14 protein-coding genes are annotated in these 16,472 nt (G+C 68.2%); 4 read left to right on the top strand and 10 right to left on the bottom strand.

The features are described from left to right. Positions 1–2: 2 nt before the first annotated feature. The 8 genes from RYM47_RS04215 to pyrE form a co-directional block, all read right to left on the bottom strand. On the bottom strand, positions 3–722 hold the full coding sequence (locus RYM47_RS04215) for a response regulator transcription factor (RefSeq protein WP_315386313.1): 720 nt from the start codon (positions 720–722) through the stop codon (positions 3–5). Beyond that, entirely contained in the window at positions 703–3,363 is a 2,661-nt protein-coding gene (locus RYM47_RS04210) for a sensor histidine kinase KdpD (RefSeq protein ID WP_315386312.1), read from the bottom strand. The genes RYM47_RS04215 and RYM47_RS04210 overlap by 20 nt, the downstream gene beginning before the upstream one ends. A gap of 37 nt (positions 3,364–3,400) precedes the next feature. Continuing rightward, positions 3,401–4,066 (bottom strand): potassium-transporting ATPase subunit KdpC, encoded by a 666-nt coding sequence (kdpC, locus tag RYM47_RS04205; protein WP_315386310.1) that lies wholly within the window; start codon positions 4,064–4,066, stop codon positions 3,401–3,403. Continuing rightward, the gene (gene kdpB / locus RYM47_RS04200; protein ID WP_315386308.1) at positions 4,063–6,114 is read right to left on the bottom strand and encodes a potassium-transporting ATPase subunit KdpB; all 2,052 of its coding nucleotides are present in this window, start codon (positions 6,112–6,114) and stop codon (positions 4,063–4,065) included. Before kdpB ends, kdpC begins: the two co-directional genes overlap by 4 nt. An 11-nt stretch (positions 6,115–6,125) precedes the next feature. Next, entirely contained in the window at positions 6,126–7,838 is a 1,713-nt protein-coding gene (gene kdpA / locus RYM47_RS04195; RefSeq protein WP_315386306.1) for a potassium-transporting ATPase subunit KdpA, read from the bottom strand. Between the two features lie 12 nt (positions 7,839–7,850). Beyond that, positions 7,851–7,943: a potassium-transporting ATPase subunit F gene (locus tag RYM47_RS04190; protein ID WP_084739105.1), complete on the bottom strand. Its 93-nt coding sequence runs from the start codon at positions 7,941–7,943 to the stop codon at positions 7,851–7,853. 192 nt (positions 7,944–8,135) lie between these two features. Then, on the bottom strand, positions 8,136–8,804 hold the full coding sequence (locus tag RYM47_RS04185) for a hypothetical protein (RefSeq protein WP_315386304.1): 669 nt from the start codon (positions 8,802–8,804) through the stop codon (positions 8,136–8,138). 15 nt (positions 8,805–8,819) lie between these two features. After that, positions 8,820–9,479: an orotate phosphoribosyltransferase gene (gene pyrE, locus RYM47_RS04180; protein WP_315386303.1), complete on the bottom strand. Its 660-nt coding sequence runs from the start codon at positions 9,477–9,479 to the stop codon at positions 8,820–8,822. A 165-nt stretch (positions 9,480–9,644) separates the two neighbouring features. Between pyrE and RYM47_RS04175 the strand changes: the two genes are divergently transcribed. The 3 genes from RYM47_RS04175 (at position 9,645) to RYM47_RS04165 (ending at position 12,067) form a co-directional block, all read left to right on the top strand. Further along, entirely contained in the window at positions 9,645–10,445 is an 801-nt protein-coding gene (locus RYM47_RS04175; protein ID WP_315386301.1) for an exodeoxyribonuclease III, read from the top strand. Then, positions 10,442–11,737, top strand: coding sequence for an MFS transporter (locus tag RYM47_RS04170; protein WP_315386300.1), 1,296 nt, complete (start codon positions 10,442–10,444; stop codon positions 11,735–11,737). The genes RYM47_RS04175 and RYM47_RS04170 overlap by 4 nt, the downstream gene beginning before the upstream one ends. Before the next feature lie 102 nt (positions 11,738–11,839). Continuing rightward, complete coding sequence (locus RYM47_RS04165) at positions 11,840–12,067, top strand: hypothetical protein (protein ID WP_095362623.1); 228 nt, start codon at positions 11,840–11,842, stop codon at positions 12,065–12,067. Positions 12,068–12,179: 112 nt separating this feature from the next. On the opposite strand, the gene RYM47_RS04160 is transcribed toward RYM47_RS04165, so the two are convergent. Both RYM47_RS04160 and RYM47_RS04155 read right to left on the bottom strand, forming a co-directional pair. Beyond that, positions 12,180–13,304: an anhydro-N-acetylmuramic acid kinase gene (locus tag RYM47_RS04160; protein WP_315386297.1), complete on the bottom strand. Its 1,125-nt coding sequence runs from the start codon at positions 13,302–13,304 to the stop codon at positions 12,180–12,182. 96 nt (positions 13,305–13,400) lie between these two features. Further along, positions 13,401–14,864 carry a peptidoglycan DD-metalloendopeptidase family protein gene (locus RYM47_RS04155; protein WP_315386296.1) on the bottom strand — a complete coding sequence of 488 codons (1,464 nt, stop codon included), beginning with the start codon at positions 14,862–14,864 and terminating at the stop codon, positions 13,401–13,403. A 167-nt stretch (positions 14,865–15,031) separates the two neighbouring features. Between RYM47_RS04155 and tyrS the strand changes: the two genes are divergently transcribed. Further along, a complete protein-coding gene (gene tyrS / locus RYM47_RS04150; protein WP_315386294.1) occupies positions 15,032–16,243 on the top strand; it encodes a tyrosine--tRNA ligase in 1,212 nt (403 codons plus the stop codon). The last annotated feature ends 229 nt before the right edge of the window (positions 16,244–16,472 follow it).

The following is a 16,472-nucleotide window of genomic DNA, read 5'->3' as shown; positions in this document are numbered from 1 at the left end:
CATTACCCCTTGAACCGCAGACCCACGCCCGGTTCCGTAAACAGATACTTCGAATCCAGCGCGGAATCGCCCAGCTTGTGGCGCAGCTTGCCCACCAGTATCCGCAGGTAATGCGTGTCGTGCTGGTGGGTCGGCCCCCAGATCTCGGCCAGGATCTGCGGCTGGGTCACCACCCGGCCGGCGTTGCGCAGCAGCAGCGACAACAACGCGTACTCCTTGCGGGTCAGCGCCACCGGCGCGCCGTCCAGGTGCACCTCGCGGCGGACCAGGTCGATATGCAGGTGGCCGTCGTCGAACTGCGGCAACACCCCGTCGGCCGACACCGTGCGCGTGCGCAGCAGCGCACGCACCCGCGCCATCAGTTCCTGGGTGCCGAACGGCTTGGTCACGTAGTCGTTGGCGCCGTTGTCCAGCGCGAGCACCTTCTCGGTTTCGCTGGCACGCACGGTCAGCATGATCACCGGCACCTGGCTCCACTGGCGCAGCTCGGCCAGCACCTGGTGGCCTTCCATGTCCGGCAGGCCGATATCCAGGATCACCAGGTCCGCGCCTTCGGCCACCAGCTGCTCCAGCCCGTCCTGCCCGGTGGCCGCCTGCAGCACGCGGTAGCCCTGCGCGCGCAGGCTGATCTCCAGGAAACGGCGGATCTGCGCTTCGTCGTCGATCACCAGCACGCGCGCCGGGGGCACGCCGTGGGAGGCGTCAGGATTCGTCGTGGTCATCGGCAGGGTGCGGTTGCAGCAGCGGGAGCGTGATGCGGATCAGGGTACCGCGTCCGTCGCGGCCCGGCAGCGCCTGCACGCTGCCGCCGTGCGCGCCGATCATGCCCTGGGTGATGGTCAGCCCCAGCCCGGTGCCATGGCGGCCGCGGTCGCCGCGCTCCACGCTGTAGAACATGTCGAAGATGCGCGCGCGCTCGTCATCGGGAATGCCCGGGCCGGCGTCCAGCACGTCGATGCGCAGCTCGCCGTCCACCAAGCGTGCCTGCACCTCCACTGCCGCGCCGGGCGGGGAGAACTTGGCGGCGTTCTCCATCACGTTGAACACCGCCTGCTCCACCAGCGCCGGGTGCACCCAGATCGGCGCCAGCGTGCCAGGAATGTCCAGCTGCAGGCGCACGTCCGGCTGGTAGCGTTGCAGCCGGCGTGCGGCCGAGCCCACCAGCTCGTCCACCCCGATCCAGTCGCGGTTGATCTTCAGTCCTTCGTGGCCCAGCCGGGTCATGTCCAGCAGGTTCTGGATGTAGCGGTCCAGCCGCTCGCCTTCCACCAGGATCGTGTCCAGCAGCGCACGCCGGTCCTTGGCATCCATCGCATCGGCGTAGCTCGAAAGGCTGTCGGCCGAACCGATCATCGCCGCCAGCGGCGAGCGCAGGTCGTGCGACACCGACGACAGCAGCGCCGAACGCAGCCGCTCGGTCTCGTTGCTCACGTGCGCCTTTTCCAGGTCGGCCACCAGCCGCGTGCGCAGCGCCGCCTGCGCGATGTCGTCCACCATCGCCTCGGCCAGCTGGCGCTGTTCCGGGGTCAGGCGCGGCGCACTGCGCGGGAAGCGGATGCCGACCACGCCGATGGTCCGGTCGTCGCCGTCGAGCAACGGCAGGAACCACCATTCGGCACCGGCCAGGGTGTCGGTGAAGCGCCCGCTGGGCTGGCCGTGGCGCTGCGCCCAGTCGGCCGCGGCCAGGTCGGTATCGCCCGGCGCGGCGCTGCCGCTGGTGCTGGTGTCTGCGCCGATACGCAGCCACGCCGGTGCATCCAGCGCCTGCTCCAGCGCCTCGCGTCCGGCCTGCGCCACCTGTTCGTTGCTGGCCGCGCGGGTCAGTTGCCCACCCAGCACCTGGCGTGCGTTGGCATGGCGGTTGGCCGCGCGCAGCGCCACCACCTGCATGCGCAGGCGCGAGGCCAGCCGTCCGGCCACCAGTGCCGCCACCAGGAACAGGAACACGGTGATCACACCCTGGCGCGCGCTGATCGCGAAGGTAAAACGCGGCGAGATGAAGAAGAAGTTGTAGGCCAGGAAGCACAGCGCCGCCGCCATCACTGCCGCGCTGGTGCGGCTGCGCGCGGCCACCACCACCACCGCCACGATGAACACCATGGAGAGGTCATACAGCCCCACCCAGCGCTCCGCCACCAGCGCCACCAGGCAGGCCAGTGCGGTGGCGGTCAGGGCAAGCAGCGTATCGCGGCCGGTACTCAGGGTCGGCATCGAAAGACCGTGCCGACGCGCATGCGCGCGCGCCTGCGGGGTACCGATGATGGTGATCTCGTAATGCGCGCCGCGCTGGATCAGCTGTTGCGTAAGCGTGCGGTTGAGCATGCGCGCGAACGGCCGCTCGCGGGTACGGCCCAGCACCAGCGTGGACACACTGTTGTGTGCGGCATGGTCGAGCAGGGCGTCGGCGATGCTCGGACCGTGCAGCAGCTCGGCCTCGCCGCCGAGCCGCCGCGCCAGTGCGAATGCTGCGTCGATCTCGCGGCGGGTACCTTCGTCCTCGCGGCGTCGCTGCACGGTCACCACCGTCCACGGTGCATCGCGGCGCTCGGCGATGCGCCGGCCCACCCGCACCAGGTACTCGCTCTGGCCACCGCCATCGATCGCCACCAGCACCCGCCGGCGCAGCGGCAGGTTGCCTTCGCCACGCGCGGCGCGGGTTTCGCGCAGGCTGTTGTCCACCCGGTCGGCCGCTTCCTGCATCGCCAGCTCGCGCAGTGCGGTCAGGTTGCCCGGCGAGAAGAACGCCTGCAGTGCCTGCGCGGCCTGCTCGGGTACGTACACCTTGCCCTGTTGCAGGCGCTCGATGAGCTCGCGCGGCGGCAGGTCGACCAGCACGATATCGTGCAGCCGGTCCAGCACCGCGTCGGGCACGGTCTCGCTGACCCGCACCCCGGTGATGCGCATCACCACGTCGTTGAGGCTTTCCAGGTGCTGGATGTTGATCGTGGTCCAGACGTCGATGCCGGCGTCCAGCAGTTCCATCACGTCCTGCCAGCGCCGCTCGTGGCGGCTGCCCGGCACATTGCGGTGGGCCAGTTCGTCCACCAGCACCAGCGCCGGGTGGCGCGCCAGCACCGCGTCCAGGTCCATCTCCTGCAGCGCATGCTGCTGGTACGCGCGCTGCAGCAGCGGCACCTGCGGCAGGCCGTCCAGCAGCGCGGCGGTGTCCGCGCGGCCGTGGGTTTCCACCAGCCCGACCACCACGTCCACGCCCCGGCGCAGCTGCTCGTGCGCGCGGCCGAGCATGCTGTAGGTCTTGCCCACGCCGGGCGCGGCGCCCAGGAACACGGTGAGCTTGCCACCGGCCTCGCGCTGCAGGCTCTCCACCAGTGCATCGGCCTGTCGGGTACGGGAATCAGTCATGGGTACGGAGTGTGCGCCGTTCCACGCCAACCGCACATCACTCCGTAGCGCCAGGCGCTGCCCGGCTGCTGTTGGCGCGGTCCAACGCCACGTTCAACGCCATCACATTCACCCGAGGCTGCCCGAACACGCCCCACTGCAGCCCCTCCGTATGCGCCGCCACCAGCCCTTCCACCTGCGCGGCATCCATCCCCCTCGCACGCGCCACCCGCGCCACCTGCAGCGCAGCCGCCGCCGGCGAAATCTCCGGATCCATACCCGCACCGGACTGGGTCACCAGGTCGCCGGGCACCGCATTGGCCGGCACGCCTTCGCGCTGCGCGACGGCCGCCGTCGCCTCCCGCACGCGCTCCTGAAGGGCAGGGTTGCTGCGCGCCAGATTGCTGCCCGCCGCCGCCATCGGGTCGTAGCCGGCCGCCGACGGCCGGGTCTGGAAGTAACCGTCCCCGGCGAACGGCTGCGCGACCCACCGCGAACCGCGCACCTGTCCGTCGACAACCAGGAGGCTGCCATCGGCCTGCGCGGGGAACAGGGTGCGGCTGACCGCCGTGGTGCCCAGCGCGTACGCCAGGCCCAGCACCAGCAGGCTGGCCACGCCCAGCCCAAGGGCCGGGCGCAGCGCGCCCTGGTGCTGCAGGGACACCGGAAGGGCGGCGCGGGTGCGCGCCGGACGGGAAAGCGAAGCAGCAGCAGAGCGGTTCATGCGCCGAATACCGAGAAGAGGAGGAGGTCGATCAACTTGATGGCTGCGAACGGCAGCAGCACGCCGCCCAGCCCATACACCAGCATGTTCCGGCGCAGCAGCGCGGTGGCCGTGGCCGGACGGAAGCGCACGCCGCGCAGCGCCAGCGGAATCAGGGCTGGAATCACCAGCGCGTTGAAGATCAGCGCCGCCAGCACCGCATTGCGCGGGCTGGACAGCTGCATCACGTTCAAGGTGGCCATCGCCGGCAACGTGGCCGCAAACAACGCCGGCAGGATCGCGAAGTATTTGGAGACGTCGTTGGCCAGCGAGAACGTGGTCAGCGCACCGCGCGTGATCAGCTGCTGCTTGCCCACTTCCACCACCGCCAGCAGCTTGGTCGGGTCCGAATCCAGGTCCACCATGTTGCCGGCTTCCTTGGCCGCCTGGGTGCCCGAGTTCATCGCCAGGCCGATGTCCGCCTGGGCCAGCGCGGGCGCATCGTTGGTGCCGTCGCCGACCATCGCCACCAGCCGTCCACCGGCCTGCTCTGCGCGGATCCGGGCCAGCTTGTCTTCCGGGCGCGCCTCGGCGATGTAGTCATCCACGCCCGCTTCGGCCGCAATCGCCGCGGCAGTGAGCGGGTTGTCGCCGGTGATCATCACCGTGCGGATGCCCATCGCGCGCAGCTGCGCGAATTTCTCGCGCATGCCGTGCTTGACCACGTCGCTCAGCTCGATCACGCCCAGCACATGGCGGCCTTCGCACACCACCAGCGGGGTGGCGCCGTTGCGCGCCACCTGTTCCACCCGCCCGGCCAGCTCGGCCGGCACGTTGCCGCCCAGTTCGCGCACGTATGCGGTGATCGCATCGGCGGCGCCCTTGCGGATGCGGCGGCCGCCGTCCAGGTCCACGCCGGACATGCGGGTCTGCGCGCTGAAGGCCAGGTACTCCGCGCGGTCGGGTTCGGAAGTGGTGCACCCCTGCTCGCGCGCCAAGCGCACGATCGACTTGCCTTCCGGGGTTGGGTCGGCCAGCGAGGACAGCAGCGCTGCTTCGCGCAGCTGGGTCGCTTCGATCCCGGCCAGCGCATGGAAGTGGCTGGCCTGGCGGTCGCCGTGGGTGATGGTGCCGGTCTTGTCGAGCAGCAGCACGTCCACGTCGCCGGCCACTTCCACCGCCTTGCCGGACTTGGCCAGGATGTTGGCGGCCAGCGCACGGTTCATGCCGGCGATGCCAATCGCCGGCAGCAACCCGCCGATGGTGGTCGGAATGAGGCACACCAGCAATGCGATCAGCAGCAGCGGATCGACCTTCACTCCGACGAACGCACCGATCGCCGGCAACGTGGCCACCACCACCAGGAACGTCAGCGTCATCGCCGCCAGCAGCAGGGTCAGCGCCACTTCGTTCGGCGTCTTCTGCCGGTTGGCGCCTTCCACCAGCGCGATCATGCGGTCCAGGAAGCTGTGCCCCGGCTCGGCGGTGATCTTCACGATGATCTGGTCGGACAGCACCTTGGTGCCGCCGATCACGCCGCTGCGGTCGGTACCGGCTTCGCGCAGCACGGGTGCCGATTCGCCGGTCACCGCCGCTTCGTTGATGGTGGCCAGGCCCTGCACGATCTCGCCGTCGGCCGGCACCAGCTCGCCGGCACTGACGATCACGTGGTCGCCCGGGCGCAGCTCGGCGGCGGGTACCTGGGTTTCACTGGCGCCGGCGTGCGCGGCTGCGAGGCGGCGCGCGCTCAGGTCCTGGCGCGCCCGGCGAAGCGACGCGGCCTGGCCACGGCCACGTGCTTCAGCCACCGCTTCGGCGAAATTGCCGAACAGAACGGTCAGCAGCAGGATCGCGGTTACCGCCAGGCCGAAGCCCAGCGGTGCATTGCCGGTGAGCGTGACCAGCAGGCTGACCAGCGTGCCCACCATCACCACCGCCATCACCGGGCTGTGCAGCAGGTGGCGCGGCGAAAGCTTGACCACCGCATCGCGCAGTGCCCGGCGCAGGCCCGCTGCATCCAGCAGGCGCGGGCGGCGGGAGGAAGTTGCATTCACGGGATAGGTACTCATGGTCTCGCGTCTCAGTGCAGCGTCAGCGACAGGTGGTCGGCAACCGGGCCCAGCACCAGCGCCGGCATGAACTGCAATACGGTCAGGATGACGATCAGCGCGATCAGGGTCAGCGCGAAGGTCGGGGTTTCAATCTGCAGCGTGCCGGCCGATTCCGGCGCACGCCGTTTGGCCGCCAGCTGGGCGCAGACGATCAGCGGAATCACCAGCACCGGGTAGCGACCCAGCAGCAGCACCAGGGTGCAGCTCAGGTTCCACCACGGCGTCGCATCGCCCAGCCCTTCAAAGCCCGAGCCGTTGTTGGCGAATGCCGACACGTACTCGTAGAACACCTGGCTGACGCCGTGGAAGGCGGGGTTGGAGGTGCCGGTGATCGAGGGAATGGCCAGCGTGATCGCGGTGAACGCCAGGATGGTGATGGGCTGCAGCAGCACCAGCAGCGCGAGCAGGCGCACCTGCGGGGTTTCCAGCTTGCGGCCCAGCAGTTCCGGGGTACGCCCGGTCATCAGCCCGGCCAGGAACACGCCCAGCAGCAGGTACACGATGAACTGCTGCAGGCCGCAGCCAATGCCGCCCCAGATCGCGTTGATCAACATGTTCACCATCGGCACCGCACCGGCCAGCGGGCTGAGCGAATCGTGCATGCCGTTGACCGAACCGTTGGACACCTGGGTGGTGATCGCCGCCCACAGCCCGGTGCCATCAGCACCGAATCGCACCTCCTTGCCTTCCATCAGCAGAGGGCTGGCAGCGGTGGCCGAATGGCCTTCCAGCCACACCGTGGCCGCCACCGACACGCTCGACATCGCCAGCATGCAGCCGAACACCAGCCCGGCCAGCCGCTTGCGCCCGGTGAAGGCGCCGAGCATGAACACCACCGCGATCGGGATCAGCAGGATGCCGATCAGTTCCAACGCGTTCGACAGCGGCGTGGGGTTCTCCAGCGGCATGCTGCTGTTGGGGCCGTACCAGCCACCGCCATTGGTGCCCAGCTGCTTGGCCGCGACCATCGCGGCGACCGGACCCAGGGGCAGCTTCTGGCTGTCCATGCCGGCGGGTGCATCGATCGGGGTGGCCGTGGGGCCGCCGGCCAGCGTGGAGGGCACGCCCTGACTGGTCAGCAGCACCGCCCACAGCAGGCACAGCGGCAGCATGAAGCGCACGCACGAACGCACCACGTCGGCGTAGTAGTTGCCGACGTCGATGCGGCGGTCGGCCGGCAGGGCAGGGTCGGCGGGCTCGCCGTCCGGTGCGGCACCGAACAGCGCACGCAGCGTGGCCACCACCAGCGCCAGCCCCATCATCGGCGTCACCACCTGCAGGCCGGTGATGGCGGTCATCTGCGAGAAGTACGACAGCTGCGCCTGGCCGGAGTAGTGCTGCTGGTTGGTGTTGGTCAGGAACGACACCATCGTGTGCAGCGCCGTGTCCCAGCGCATGTTGGGGATCTGGTCGGGGTTGAACGGCAGCCAGGCCTGGGTCATGAACACCGCCTGCACCAGCACGGCAATCACCAGGTTGCTGAGCAGGAACGCGCCCACGTAGCCGCGCCAGGACATGCCGCGCACCGGGTTCACACCCAGCACGCGGTACAGCGGCTTCTCAATCCAGGCGAACAGCGCGTCGCCGCGCATCGGCCCACCGCGCATCACCCGGGCCAGGTACAGCCCAAGCGGAAAGGCCAGCACGATGCTGGCCAGCAGGATCAACAGGATCTCGGTCATGGTCGGCTCCGGTCAGAACTTTTCGGGCGCAAGCACGACGTACAGCAGGTAGGCGGCGGCAACGAGCACCAGCACTCCGCACACCAGCGAAAGCCAGGCAGGCAGGGTAGGGCTCGCCGCGGCGGCGGCGGCAGCAACAACAGGCAGGGTCAGGCTCATGGGACGTCCAGGTGGAACCACTCCACGTCAGGCCGTCATGGTGTTCTTCGACCGCGTAAACGCTCCACGCCCAAGGTCGTGAATGAGCGTAAAAAGGCCGTAAAAAGTAGAGCCGGGCTCTGCCCGGCTCGTTCAACCCTACCCGCGCGGGTCGGTCTCCACACCCTTCAACAACCGATACCGCTGCAGGGTTTCCTCGATCTCCGCATCCAGCGCCCTGCGCTGGTCCAGATACGAGGCCTGCATGCGCCTCTGGGTCACCAGTTCGGCATGGCGCAGGCGGATGTCCTCGGCCTGCTTGGGCAGCACCGGCTGGCCGGCCAGCTCGCGGTCGCCCGCGCTGCCCAGCAATGTCACCAGCGCGTCACGCAGGCTGGCCACGTTGTAGTTGGCGGTGTTTACGTTGTTGTCCAGGATCCCGGTGCGCTCCACGAACACGCGGCGCAGGTCGGCTTCGTCCTGGTAGGTCGAAAGCATCGCCTGCTCGGTGCGCTTGCGGGTGTCTTCCGCCGCCTGGTCCAGCTGGGCCTGCGCGGCAGCAACGGCGGCATCGGCACGCTCTTCCTCGGTCAGCGTGCGCTCCACGCCGCCCTTGCGCAGGCCGCTGCTGACGCTGAACTCCTCGCGCGCGCTGTTCACCGCGTCCTGCGGCAGGGCATCGCTGCAGATCCGCTCACTGCCCTTGTTCCAGCAGTACAGCTTCTTGGCCTTGGCATCGGTGCTGCTGCGCTTGGTCTGCGCCTGTGCGCTGAGCACAGGCGCGGCCAGCAGCAGGCCGATCATGGTGAACGTGGCAATCCTGGACATGGGAGCCCCCTGCTCTCAACGCGTAGGACGGCTGCCGTAGCGGGACCGATAGTCCTCCAGCGGCTGCCGGTACCCGACAAGTTCCGGATTTCCGGAGGCAAAATCAAGCAGGTCACCCAGCGTGGCCACGGCCACCACCGGAGTACCGGCTTCTTCGGCCACGGCCTGGGCCGCCGACCGGCGGTCGTCCTCCGAGGCGATCTCCTGGCGGTCCAGCGCTACCACGATGCCGGCCGGGGTGCCACCGGCCTGCTGGATGATGCCCAGTGCCTCACGGATGGCGGTGCCGGCGGTGATCACGTCGTCCACGATCAGCACGCGCTTGCCATTCATGTCCGCGCCGATCAGGTTGCCGCCTTCGCCGTGCGCCTTGGCTTCCTTGCGGTTGAAGCTCAGCGGCAGGTCGCGGCCGCGCTGGGCGAACTCGCAGGCGGTGGCGGTGGCCAGCGGAATGCCCTTGTAGGCCGGGCCGAACACCACGTCGAACTTCAGGCCGGTGGCTTCCACCGCATCGGCGTAGCAGGCGGCCAGCTGGGCCATCTTCGCGCCGGAATCGAAACGGCCGGCATTGAAGAAGTACGGGCTCAGGCGGCCCGACTTGAGGGTGAACTGGCCAAAACGCAGCGCATCGGCGGTCAGCGCCAGCTGCAGGAAACGGTAACGGTGGTCGCTCATCTGAAGCTCTATTCAATTCTCTTGGAGCGCAGATGCTAATGCATCCCCGCCAATTCAGGCTCGTGACCCCTTGCGGCAGGCCCCTGCCATGGCCGGATCCGGCCAGCCGATGGGCCGGGCAACCCGGTATGCTTTGTCGGTTACCGCTCTTGTATCCGGGTCAGCATGCGCATCATCAGTTTCAACGCCAATGGCATCCGTTCCGCCGCCACCAAGGGCTTTCTCGAGTGGTTCCGTGCCCAGGACGCCGACGTGCTGTGCATCCAGGAGACCAAGGCGCAGGAAGACCAGCTGACCGACCCGATGTTCCGTCCGGACGGCCACCACTGCTTCTACCGTGACGCAATCACCAAGAAGGGCTACAGCGGCGTGGCCATCTACAGCAAGCGTGACCCCGACCAGGTCATCACCTCGCTGGGCTGGGCCCCGTTCGACGACGAAGGCCGCTACATCGAGGCCCGCTACGGCAACCTCAGCGTGGTCTCCTTCTATATCCCCTCGGGCAGCTCGGGCGACCTGCGCCAGGGCTTCAAGTACGAAGTGATGGAATGGCTGCGCCCGATCCTGGCCGAATGGCTGGCCAGCGGCCGCGACTACGTGCTGTGCGGGGACTGGAACATCGTGCGCTCGGCGCTGGACATCAAGAACTGGAAGTCCAACCAGAAGAACTCCGGCTGCCTGCCGCCCGAGCGCGACTGGCTCAACGGCCAGTGCGTGGACGCCGGCCAGGCGCTGGACGTCGGCGCCGGCCAGGGCTGGACCGACGCCTACCGCCTGCTGCACCCCACCGGCGAGGACTACACCTGGTGGAGCAACCGCGGCGCGGCCCGGGCCAACAACGTGGGCTGGCGGATCGACTACCAGTTCGTCAGCCCCGGCCTGCGTGACCGCCTGCGCGGCTGCTCGATCTACCGCGACGAGCGCTTCTCCGACCATGCGCCGTTCACGGTGGACTACACCCCATGAGTGAAGCGGCGGCGCCGGTGTCCTACAAGGGCTGGGCCGGCATCAAGCGCGCGTTCGGCACGCCGTCGGCGCTGACCATGGCGTTCCTGGGCTTCGGCAGCGGCCTGCCGTTCCTGCTGATCGCCTCGCAGACCCTGTCCACCCGTCTGCGTGACGTCGGCCTGGACCTGGGCAGCATCGGGCTGATCAGCCTGGCCAGCTTCTTCTACCTGCTGAAGTTCGTCTGGGCGCCGCTGATCGACCGCTACGCTTTCCCGCTGATCGGCTTCCTTGGTCGTCGCCGCTCCTGGTTGCTGGCTTCGCAGGTCGGCGTCACCGGCGGCCTGTTCGCGCTGGCGTTCGTGCGTCCCGAACTCGGCGTGACCCCGCTGGTCCTGTGGGTACTGGCGGCCTCCTTCGCGGGCGCCACCCAGGATTCGGTGGTCGACGCCTACCGCATCGAAATCGCCCCGGAAAGTGCCCAGGCCGCGCTCGCCGCCACCTACACGCTGGGCTACCGCGTCGGCTTGATCCTGGCCGGCGCCGGCGCGCTGTACCTGGCCCAGTTCGAAGGCTGGATCGTGGCCTACCTGGCCATGGCCTCGCTGATGGCGCTGCCGATCGCCACCACCCTGTTCTGCCGCGAGCCGGCCCAGCCGGAAGTGCGGATACAGCGCCGCATCGATTTCTTCGGCGCGTTCTGGCAGCCCATCGCCAGCTTCTTCACCACCAACGGCGTGGTGCTGGCCTTGGTGCTGCTCGCCTTCGTCGGGCTGTACAAGTTCCCCGACCAGGTCATCGGCGTGATGGCCGGCCCGTTCTACCTGGACTCCGGCTTCACCAAGGCGGACATCGCCACGGTGTCCAAGCTGTTCGGTGTCTGGATGGGCATCGGCGGCGCCTTTGTCGGCGGTATCGCCGTGGCGGCGTTCGGCTTCCGCCGCATGTTGCTGGTGGCCGCGCTCGGCGTCGCATTGTCCAACCTGGCGTTCCTGCTGATGGCGCACAACCCCGGGCAGCTGTGGGCGTTCTACGCGGCACTGAGCGCGGACAACCTGTTCCAGGGCTTTGCGGGCACGGTGCTGGTGGCCTTCATGTCCTCGCTTACCGACCGCAATTTCACCGCCACCCAGTACGCGCTGCTGGTCTCGCTGGCCAACCTGCCCGGCAAGTTCGTGGGCGGCGCCTCCGGCTACATCGTGGAGGCCACCTCCTACAGCACCTTCTTCATCCTCAGCTCGGCCACGGTGCTGCCGACGCTGCTGTTGCTGGTCTGGCTGTGGCCGCGCATCCGCGACCGCAGCAGCGCCTGACCTGGGCTGCGCCGGGGCCCGTGGTTGCCCCGCGCCGCCGCGTGGGCCATGATCGACCACGTGGTGCCGTGGGGGCGGTGCGTTGCCAACAGGGGAAAACACATGGCTGATTTAGTGCTGCGCGACCTGGATCCGCTGCTCAACGAGCGCATCCGCCGGGTTGCCGTCGCGCGCGGCTGGACCCGCGAGCACACCTGCGTGGTGCTGCTCGAACAGGGCCTGTTCGCCAGCGAACTCGAAGTCCGCAGCGGCTTCCACGACCCCGAAGTAAACGCCCTGGCCGACGCCATCGCGGCATTGCAGGCGCTCCCAGACGTCAAAGCCTTCTGACTCCCCCGCTGCGCATGCTGCTTCGGTAGGGTCGCACCCCAGTCGACCGCCGACGCACTCCCCACATGCGATTACGGCATGACCCCGGATCGAAACCCACGCTTCACCCGCCTCACGCCAGGTGAGTGGCCCCCAAAATCCGCGGCCCACGCGCCCCGGTAACACTCGGCAGATTCCCCGGCAGCCCCTCCAAGGTCCGGTGCGCCAACCAAGCAAACCCCATCGCCTCCAGGTAATCCGGGTCCAACCCGTGCTCGGCGCTGGACTCCACCACCACCCCCGGCAACCGCGCGCTGAGCCGCCGCAGCAGCTGCGGATTGCGCACTCCGCCACCACACACCAGCACGCGCTTCGCCTCCGGCAGGTGCGCCAGCAGCGCATCGGCGACCGTGGCCGCCGTCAATTCCAGCAGGGTGGCCTGCACATCGGCCGGCGCCAGCCCGCGCCCTTCCAGCGCCGCCTCGGCCCACGCCAGGTGGAACTGCTCGCGCCCGGTGCTCTTCGGCGGCGGCAGCGCGAACCACGGCTCGGAGCGCCACTGCGCCAGCACCTCCTCATCGACCCGCCCGCTGGCCGCGAACGCCCCGTCCGCATCGAACGGCGCGCCGCGATGCCGCTCGCACCAAGCATCCATCAGCGCGTTGGCCGGCCCGGTATCGAACCCGCGAGGGGTTCCCTCGCGCGGAATCAGGGTGAGGTTGGCGATCCCGCCCAGGTTCAACACCGCACGATCTTCATTGGCGGTGCCCAGCATGGCAAGGTGGAAGGCCGGCATCAGCGGCGCGCCATGCCCGCCAGCGGCGACATCCCGGCGACGGAAGTCGGCCACCGTGGTGATCCCGGTCAGCTCGGCAATCCGGTTCGCATCGCCCAGCTGGCAGGTAAAGGCCGGGTCGGCCAGTGGCCGGTGCCGCACGGTCTGTCCATGCGAACCGATCGCCCGTACGTGGGTCGGGTCGAGTGCGGCGTCCTGCAGCAGACGATTGGCCGCTGCGGCAAACGCAATCCCGATCTGCGCATCGATGCGCCCCAGCGTATCCAGCGAGCCCAGCTCACCGCCTTCGCCCAGCGCCACCAGCTCGGCGCGGAGGGCCGGGTCCCAGGCATGGGTCAGGCCCTGTACGAATCGGCAGCCGCCTTCGGCAGGAAACTGCACCAGCGCGGCATCGATGCCATCGGCGCTGGTGCCGGACATCAGGCCCAGGTAGAGCGGGGTAGTGGAATCAGGTGCGGTCATGGCCAGGCGGTTCAACAGGGTGCGTGCAGCTTCCGCGCAACCCGTTGCCGCCGTCAATGCGCGCGCAGCAGCTGCGCGCGCTGTCCCGGCAGGCGATCAGCCGCGGCTGCCCTTGGCCGGCTTGGCAGTGCTGGCCGTGGTGGTGGCAGCCTTGTCGGCCTTCGGCGCCGGGCTGGCGTCGGCGTAGATCAGCTTCTCCATGCCCTGGATGCGTACCAGAGCCGGCGCGGTCTGCGCACGGAAGGCGACCAGCTCGCTGCCCTGCAGCGGCTCCGGCGGCGGCATCGTCACCGACAGCGGGTTGCGGTGCACGCCATTGACGCGGAATTCGTAGTGCAGGTGCGGGCCGGTGGCCAGTCCGGTCGAGCCGACGTAGCCGATCACCGTGCCCTGGCCCACGCGCTGGCCGGTCTTGATCTTGCCGAAGCGCGACATGTGCCCGTACAGGGTGGTGTGGCCACGGCCGTGGTCCAGGATCACGACGTTGCCGTAGCCGCGCTGCACGCCGGCGAACTGCACGCGGGCATCGCCGGCGGCCATGATCGGGGTGCCGGTGCGCGCGGCGTAGTCCACGCCCTTGTGCATGCGCATCTTGCCCAGCACCGGGTGCTTGCGCGCGCCAAAGGTCGAGCTCAAGCGTGCGAAGGGAATCGGCATGCGGATGAAGCTCTTCTTCAGCGAACGGCCGTTGATGTCGTAGTACTCGGACTTGCCGTTGCGGTCGAAGCGGAAACCGGAATAGGTCTTGCCACCGGTGGTGAAGGTTGCCGCCAGGATCTTGCTGGTGTCCACCTTCTCGCCTTCGCGCCAGGTTTCATCCATCACCACGCTGAAGCGGTCGCCCGGCTGCAGGTCCTTCGAGAAGTCGATGTCGTACTTGAAGATGTCGTCGGTCATCGTCGCGATCGCTGACGGCGACAGCCCGGCGCGGCGGGCCGCGGCATACAGCGAACTGGTGATCTCGCCGCTGGTGACCACGGTGCGCGTGGAGGTCTCGCGCTGGGTCACCTTCTCCTTGATGTCGTCGCCGGTCAGGCTCAGTTCCACCCGGTTGTCGGCATCGCGGTCGAAGCGGATGCTGCGCAGGTCACCGGACAGCGGCATGTCGAAGGCGATCTCGGCACCCGGGCGCAGCTTGGTCAGCGCCTCACGCGCGCCCGGGTGGTCCAGTACCCGGTGCAGGGTGGTGGCCGGGATGCCAGCCTTGTCGAACAGGTCGCTCAGGGTCTGGCCGCGCTGCACGCGCAGCACCTGCCAGCTGTCACCGGGCACCTGCTGCTGGCGGGCCATGGTCAGCGGTGGCAACGGCAGTGCCAGGCTGGTATGGCTGTCGGCAAAGGGGGCGTCGATGGTGTGCGAGAAGCCTGGGACGATCGTTGCCACCAGCGCGCCGATGGTCGCGAACAGGCTGGCATGCATCCAATGGCGGCGGGTCCAGCGCTCATTGAAGGCGGCGGGAAGATGTTGCCTGAGCTTCCGATGCAGGGCGTTGTCGTGCAGGACGTGGAGGCGTTCCTGGAAGCGCTGCTTGCGTGCGCGCCCTTGTTCGGAATTGTGCATCGGCGGTTTTTTCCTGGCAGCCCGGGAGCGCGGGCCTGATCGCCGGTTACCATAGACACCTGAGAAAACCGCGTCAAACCCTTGTGCCCATTGGCTTTTGTGAAGCCAATCGGGTTAACTTTGCTTTAACACCCCACACAAGAATCGGCGTTGCCGGGAGTAGTCACGTGTCCTCGATTGAAGAAGCCCTTGCCCTGATCGGCCGCGGTGCCGACGAGATCCTCAAGCTTGAGGATCTGCGTGCGCGCCTGCAGGAAGGCCGTCCGCTGCGGATCAAGGCCGGCTTCGACCCCACCGCGCCCGACCTGCACCTGGGCCATACGGTGCTGCTGAACAAGATGCGCCAGTTCCAGGACCTCGGCCACCAGGTCATTTTCCTGATCGGCGACTTCACCGGCATGATCGGCGACCCGTCCGGCAAGAGCCTCACCCGCAAGCCGCTCAGCCGCGAGGACGTGCTGGCCAACGCCCGTACCTATGAAGAGCAGGTATTCAAGGTGCTGGACCGCAGCCGTACCGAAGTCCGCTTCAACTCGGAGTGGTTCGGCAAGATGGGCGCGGCGGACATGATCCGCCTGGCCGGCCAGCACACCGTGGCGCGCATGCTCGAGCGCGACGACTTCGCCAAGCGTTACGCCGCCCAGCAGTCCATTGCGCTGCATGAGTTCCTGTACCCGCTGGTCCAGGGCTACGACTCGGTGGCACTGGAAGCGGACGTCGAACTCGGCGGCACCGACCAGAAGTTCAACCTGCTGATGGGCCGTGGCCTGCAGGAGCACTACGGCCAGAAGCCGCAGATCGTGCTGACCATGCCGCTGCTGGAAGGCCTGGACGGCGTGGCCAAGATGTCCAAGTCGCTCAACAACTACATCGGCATCAGCGAGCCGGCCATCGACATGGTGACCAAGACCATGAAGATCGGCGACGACCTGATGTGGCGCTGGATCGAGCTGCTGTCCTTTGATATCAGCCAGCAGGAGGCCGTGAGCCTGCGCGAACAGGTTGCCGCCGGCAGCCTCAACCCGCGTGAGGTCAAGCTGCGCCTGGCCCGTGAGCTGACCACCCGCTTCCATGACGCCGACGCCGCCGAACTTGCCATCGCCGGCTGGAACGCCGCCGTGACCGGGCAGGGCGACGTGACCCTGTTGCCGCTGCAGGAAGTAGCCATTCCCGCCGAAGGCCTGCGTATTGGTGCGTTGCTGACCGCTGCGGGGCTCACCCCCAGCAATTCCGAGGCGTCGCGCAAGCTCAAGGAAGGTGCGGTGAAGGTGGACGGCGAGGTCGTGGGCGATGCCCAGCAGGTGTTCGTGCCCGGTTTCGAAGGCCTGTTGCAGGTGGGCAAGCGCAACTTTGCGCGCGTGCTGTTGGTGGTCGCCTAAGCGCCACAAGGGTTCCGCGCCTCCGGGCGCGGGACTGGCATGAATGAATGCACAGTTCCGTGAAAAAAAGTCGCTGACCCCCTTCACAAATGGGTCGGTTGGGGACATACTTTCCCTCCCCCGACGCAGGGGCCACCGCAAGGCGGCAACCGCGAAGGAACAGGACGCCAACTTCTTCGAAAGAAGGTGTTGACGGAAACGAAAAGCCTGACATAATAGGCGGCTCGCT

Origin of the sequence: uncultured Stenotrophomonas sp., from assembly GCF_963519125.1 — a bacterium.
GTDB lineage: Bacteria > Pseudomonadota > Gammaproteobacteria > Xanthomonadales > Xanthomonadaceae > Stenotrophomonas.
The sequence above is the reverse complement of the archived record's forward strand: the minus strand, read 5'-3'. Positions and strand labels throughout refer to the sequence as shown.